We start from the raw sequence: 6,312 nt of genomic DNA on the forward strand, positions 1-6,312 counted from the left end.
GTCGAGGCCAGCGGTACCGGCAGCTTCACCAGCGGCGGCGCCTGACGACAGGCCGGCGGCATAAACCGCCTGGATCGCCTGGTTCGAGGCACGCGGATCACCGGCAAGGGCCACCGAGTTGGCGAATTCCGGCTTCAGCAGGTCGGCCCAGTCGGCCGGAGCTTCCTTGACGAGATCCTTGTTCACCTGGAAGGAAAGCACGCCGTAATAGTCGCCGGTCCAGAAACCTTCGGCATCCTTGGCGCTGTCGGGGATCGAGTCCCAGGTCGACACCTTGTAGGGCTGGATCAGGCCATCAGCCTTGGCGGTCGGGCCGAAGGACAGGCCGACGTCGATGACGTCGGGCGCCTGCGGGCCCTTGTTGTCCTTGTTGGCCTTGATCGCCTCGATCTCGTCGCCGGAACCGGCATCGGGATTGAGTTCGTTGACGGTGATTTCCGGATACTTCGCCTTGAAGCCTGCAATGACGTCGCCGTAGCCGCACCAGTCATGCGGCAACGCGATGGTGGTGAGCTGGCCTTCCGCCTTGGCGGCCTTGACGAGATCGTCCAGCGAATCCGCGGACGAAATCACCGTCGACGCGAAAAGCGCCGCGGCCGAAAGGGAAAGCACTTTCCCCGTGAATTTGAACATGTGTTCTCTCCGTTGAACTGACGCCGTTGGACGCCTGCGATGCGGTATCGTTTTCATGTGACAGCCAGATGAAAGCTTTGTGAAAGCGGCTGCTCGCAGTGCGAAAAAGTAAACTCTTTTTAACCTGATGTAGCAATCGCTCCGCGATTCTTTTTCCGGCTAATTAGTTTTTGCCTTGCCCGTCATCCTCCCCCTTGTTTTCATAGCCCCTTTTCAGATCACTTTGCGGCGCGGAAAACGCCTCAGATCGTGCCGGCGATGGCGTTTTCGAGCAAGGTCAGCGCCGCCTTCTTGGTCAGCTTGACCGGGTTGCCGCCGGCAGTCGGATCGACCACCGCCATATCGGCGATCAGCGTCTTACGCTTCTTGTCCATGTCGAGCCCCTTGATAAGGCCGGGCAGTGCATGCGGCACCTTCAGTTCCTTGCGAAGCTTGATGATGGCTTTGGCGAAGCCGTCAAAGCCGCCCTTGATGCCGCAATAGGCGGCGAGCCGGCCGATACGCTCCTCGATGGAGTCCCGGTTGAAGGCCAGAACATAGGGCATGAACACCGCGTTGGTCATGCCGTGATGGGTGTCGTAGAGCGCGCCGACCGGGTGCGACAGCGAATGGATGGCGCCGAGCCCTTTCTGGAAGGCGGTGGCGCCCATGGCGGCGGCGCTCATCATATGGGCGCGCGCAACGAGATCCCCGCCGTTGGCATAGGCCTTCGGCAGGTTCTCGAAGACCAACCTCACGCCTTCGACGGCGATGCCGTCGGCCATCGGATGGTAGCCGGGCGCGCAATAGGCTTCGAGGCAATGGGCCAGCGCATCCATGCCGGTACCGGCGGTGATGAAGCCCGGCATGCCGACCGAAAGCTCCGGATCGGCAATGACGATAGCCGGCAACAATTTGGGATGGAAGATGACCTTCTTGGTGTGCGTCGCCTCATTGGTGATGACGCCGGCGCGGCCGACCTCCGATCCGGTCCCGGCGGTGGTGGGCACGGCGATGATCGGCGCGATGGCATCCGAATTGGCGCGCGTCCACCAGTCGTCGACATCCTCGAAATCCCACACCGGCCTGACCTGCCCGGCCTGGAAGGCGATCAGCTTGCCGAGATCGAGCGCCGAGCCGCCGCCGAAGGCGATGACGCCGTCATGCTTGCCCTTCTTGAACACGGCGATGCCGGCGGTCAGGTTGGATTCGACCGGGTTCGGCCTGACCTCGGAGAAAACGCCGTAAGGGACCTTCGCATCGTCGAGGATCTCTAGGGTCGAGGCGACGACCGGCAGTTTCGCCAGTCCAGGGTCGGTGACGAACAACGGCCGCTTGATGCCGGTGGCCGCCAGCACCTCAGGCAATTCCTTGATGCGGCCGGCGCCGAAGCGGACGGTGGTGGGGTAGTTCCATTTGGAGATCAGCTTGGACATTTTTGTCTTTCAATAAATCAGATGGCTTCGCGCAGATGGAATGATTTCGGCCTGGTGAGATTGTCATAGCCGATGGCCGACAAGCCCGCGCCCTTGCCGGTGTCCTTGACGCCGGTCCAGACCAGTGCCGGATCGAGGTAGTCGCAGCGGTTCATGAACACCGTGCCGGTCTCGACGCGGTTGCCGATCGCAACCGCATGCTCGGTATCGCGGGTCCAGATCGAAGCCGTCAGCCCGTAAGGACTGTCGTTCATCAGCGCGATCGCCTCTTCGTCGTTACGCACCTTCATGATGCCGACGATCGGTCCAAAGCTCTCTTCGCGCATGACGCTCATCTGATGGTCAACATTGGTAAGCACTTCCGGCGCCAGATAGGGCGAACCGGCCTTGTCGTTAGCCACCTTCATGTTGACGTGCGCCACCGCGCCCTTGCGCAGCGCCTCGGCCTTCTGTTCACGGATCAGGTCGGCGAAGCGCGCCTGCGCCATCGGCCCCATCGTCGTCGCCTGGTCGAGCGGATTGCCGACGACATAGTTCTTTGTCTCGGCGATGAAGCCTTCGACGAATTCGTCATAGACCTTCTCGTGCACATAGACGCGTTCGATGCCGCAGCAGCACTGGCCGGAATTGTAGAAGGCGCCGTCGACCAGATTGGCGACGGCATGATCCATCTTGGCATCCGGCAGGACATAGGCCGGATCCTTGCCGCCGAGTTCGAGGCCGAGCGTCATGAAGGTGCCGGCCGCAGCCTTTTCGATGGCGCGGCCGCCACCGACCGAACCGGTGAAATTGACATGGTCGATCTTGCCGGAGCCGAGCAGTTTTTCGGTCTGCGCATGGTTCAGCACGACATTCTGGAACACGCCCTTGGGCAGACCCACTCCGTCGAAAGCCTGTTGGAAGCGCTCGCCGACCAGCAGCGTCTGCGCCGCATGCTTGAGGATCACGGTGTTGCCGGCCATCAGCGCCGGCACGATGGTGTTGACGGCGGTGAGGTAAGGATAATTCCACGGCGCGATCACCATGACGACGCCAAGCGGGTCCTTCTTCACATAGCGGCGAAAGCCATCCTTCGGGTTGGAGGCCGGCACCGACTTGAGCGCCTGCTCGGCGATCTCGACCATGTAGGTGGTGCGTTCCCTGACCCCGCCGAACTCGCCGCCATAGCGTACGGGCCGCCCCATCTGCCAGGCGATCTCCGGCACGATCTCGTCTGATATCGCGACCAGCGCTTCCAGCATGGCGAGCATGTACTTGCCGCGCTCGACGATTGGCGTCAGCCCCCACTTCTCCTGAGCCGCCTTGGCACGCTCGACCGCGGCATTGATCGCCTGGTCGGTCGCGATCGGTCGCTCGGCATAGATCGAACCGTCGATGGGGGATATGAGTTTGACCGTCTCGGTCATTTTGTAAGTCCTCGTATTCTACAACAAAATCGTATGGCCTGGCGCTGTCCCTCATCTGCGTGCCGGCACCCTCTCCCCCACGGGGAGAGGGTAAAAGTGAAGGGGCGCCGACGAACCGTCGATACCTAGTACCGCTCGAACCCTCTGTGCAGTTCCCAATCCGTGATGCGGCGGTCGTATTCGAGCTGCTCCCACTTTGCGGTGTGGACATAGTGTTCGAGCACATCCTCGCCGAGCGCCTGCTTGAGCATCTTCGACTTCGCAAGCGTCTCGGTGGCATCGCGCAGCGTCTTCGGAATCTCCGGCAGGCGCGATGCCTGATAGGCATCGCCGACGAACGGCTTCTGCAATTCCAGCTTCTCGTCGATGCCGGCAAGACCGGCAGCGATCAGCGCTGCGAACGCAAGATACGGGTTCAGATCGGCGCCGCCGATGCGGCATTCCATGCGGATGCCCTTGGTGCCCTCGCCGCACAGGCGGAAGCCGGCGGTACGGTTGTCCTCGCTCCACATGATCTTGGTCGGCGCGAAGGTGCCGGCCTGGAAGCGCTTGTAGGAGTTGATGTAGGGCGCCAGGAACCAGGTGAATTCCTTGGCGTATTTGAGCTGGCCGGCGGCCCATTGCTGGCCAAGCGTCGACAGCGTCCAGTCGGCGGTTTTGTCGAAGAACAGCGGAGTCTTGCCGTCGGCGCTCCACAGCGAATTGTGGATGTGGCTGGAATTGCCGGCGAGCCCGTAATTGTATTTGGACATGAACGAAATCGCCTTGCCCTCGGACTCCGCGATTTCCTTGGCGCCGTTCTTGAGGATGACGTGACGGTCGGCCATGTCGAGCGCCTCGGCGTAGCGCACATTGATCTCTTCCTGACCCGGACCCCACTCGCCCTTGGAATTCTCGATCGGAATGCCGGCCGCTTCCATCTCGTTGCGAAGCCGGCGCATGACGCCTTCTTCCTTGGTGGTGATGCCGATCTGGTAGTCGCCGATATAGGGCGATGCGGTATCGAGACCTTGCCAGTGCTTCTTGCGGGCGGAATCGTATGTCTCGTTGAACAGATAGAATTCAAGCTCGGAAGCAAAATAGCCTATATAGCCGCGCTCCGTCAGCCGCTTGACCTGCTTCTTCAAGATGGCGCGCGGCGAATGTGGCAGGTCATCATGGGTGTGGTGGTTGAGCACGTCGCAGATCACGAGTGCGGTCTTTTCCAGCCAGGGAATGCGCCGCAGCGTGGCGAGATCCGGCTTCATGACGAAGTCGCCATAGCCCTTCGACCAGCTCGCCGCCTTGTAGCCGGGCACCGGCTCCATATCGATGTCTGCGGCCAGCAGATAATTACAGCCATGCGTTTCGTCATGCGCGGAATCGACGAAGTACTGCGCCAGGAAGCGTTTTCCCGCTAGCCGTCCCTGCATGTCGACGATGCAGGCCAGCACGGTGTCGATCTCACCGCTGGAGACCGCTTTCTTCAACTGATCGAACGAGAAATTTCCGGCCATTCCTTTGGCACTCCAGCGCTTGTCGATTGAAAGGGAAAACGCAGCCATGGCCGGCGCGAGGCCGGCCATGGCCACAAAGGGCGATATCAGGCGCCAGCTTCGCCGATAGCCACCTCGGCTGCCTTGATCGCGGCCTGGCGCTTGGCAATCTGGTCACCGATCGGCGGACCCTGGAAGCGACGGTTCTCGAAACCGAACCAAAGCAGGGCGGTCAGCACGATGAAGCCTATGGTGATGTAAAGCACCTTGTCGTTCGGCGGCTGGATGGCGATGTAGAAGATGATTACCATGCCGACGATCGATAGCGCGCAGAACAGCTTGAACAGCCCAGCGCCGAGATTCCACGGGCCTGGAGTCGGCCATTTCGCCGTTCCGAAAGCCAGCATGCCGAGCACGATCGGGATGATGAACGACAGGAACAGGAACACCAGCGTCGAATTGACGACGATGGTGTAGATGTTGGTGCCGCCGATCGAAATGAACTGGGCAAGGAACACATACAGGATCTCGAGGATCGCGGCCGTCCAGATCGCATTGACCGGCGTGCGCCAGGTCGGGTTGACCTTGGCGAGCGAAGCCGAACCGATCGGCATGCCGCCGTCGCGAGAGAAGGCAAACAGCATGCGCGAGGCCGACGTCACTGTGGCGAGGCCGCAGAGGAATTGCGAGATCAGGATCGCCAGATAAAGCAGTTCCTTCAGCCACACCGGCAGGATCGCGTCCATGGTCGAGAAGAACACGCTCCAGCCCTGCTTGGCGCCGGCCGCCAGGTCTGGGATGGCCAGAACGATCGCACACAGCATCACCCAGCCGATCAGCGACGACCAGAGCACGGACGAAACGATCGCGCGCGGAACCGAGTGTGCCGCCTTGAGGGTCTCTTCGGAGGTATGTGCCGACGCGTCATAGCCGGTGATGGTGTACACCGGCAGCAGCAGGCAGAGCAGGAACAGGTAGCTCATGGAGTCGGTTTGCGGAAAAACACCGCCGCCCGCATCGCCTGAATAGTTGGTGAACGTCCACAGCCGGCTGATGTCGATTGCCGGTGCGAACACCAGGCAGGCCACGATCAGCACTGCTGTTGCGCCCAGAATAAGAAAGCCCGAAGCATCGGTGAGCATTGCCGTCAGTTTGATGCCGAAATGGTTGAACAGCGCCTGCAGCACGGTGATGAAGGCGACGAACCCGACGATTTCGCCCGGCGTGCCAGTGATGCCAAACCAGCTGCCGAACGTTCCGACAAAGAAGAACGCAGTGCCGATATTGATCGCGCCGAGCACGGTGATCAGGCCGAACAGGTTGAGCCAGGCGGTGAGCCAGCCGGTGAAACGGTTGCCGAGGATCGACGCCCAATGATAAAGG

The 6,312-nt window shown here is 61.1% G+C and carries 5 protein-coding genes; all 5 read right to left on the minus strand.

What is annotated here, in order from left to right; translation table 11 throughout:
- A partial coding sequence (locus EN750_RS13980; RefSeq protein WP_145967637.1) for an ABC transporter substrate-binding protein occupies positions 1-633 on the minus strand: 633 nt, incomplete at its 3' end.
- Positions 634-875: 242 nt separating this feature from the next.
- Positions 876-2,048, minus strand: a complete 1,173-nt coding sequence (locus EN750_RS13985) for an iron-containing alcohol dehydrogenase (protein ID WP_127329395.1) — start codon at positions 2,046-2,048, stop codon at positions 876-878.
- 17 nt (positions 2,049-2,065) lie between these two features.
- A complete protein-coding gene (locus tag EN750_RS13990) occupies positions 2,066-3,454 on the minus strand; it encodes an aldehyde dehydrogenase family protein (protein ID WP_127396762.1) in 1,389 nt (462 codons plus the stop codon).
- 125 nt (positions 3,455-3,579) lie between these two features.
- Entirely contained in the window at positions 3,580-4,950 is a 1,371-nt protein-coding gene (locus EN750_RS13995) for a glutamine synthetase family protein (RefSeq protein WP_127396763.1), read from the minus strand.
- Positions 4,951-5,036: 86 nt separating this feature from the next.
- On the minus strand, positions 5,037-6,312 hold a 1,276-nt coding region (locus EN750_RS14000), incomplete at its 5' end, for an amino acid permease (protein ID WP_127396764.1).

Source organism: Mesorhizobium sp. M7A.F.Ca.ET.027.03.2.1, from assembly GCF_003999175.1.
GTDB lineage: Bacteria > Pseudomonadota > Alphaproteobacteria > Rhizobiales > Rhizobiaceae > Mesorhizobium.

Bases quoted from the DNA above. Each gene is read 5' to 3' on its own strand.
- EN750_RS13985 (WP_127329395.1), bottom strand. From the start codon at position 2,048: ATGTCCAAGCTGATCTCCAAATGGAACTACCCCACCACCGTCCGCTTC.
- EN750_RS13990 (WP_127396762.1), bottom strand. From the start codon at position 3,454: ATGACCGAGACGGTCAAACTCATATCCCCCATCGACGGTTCGATCTAT.
- EN750_RS13995 (WP_127396763.1), bottom strand. From the start codon at position 4,950: ATGGCCGGAAATTTCTCGTTCGATCAGTTGAAGAAAGCGGTCTCCAGC.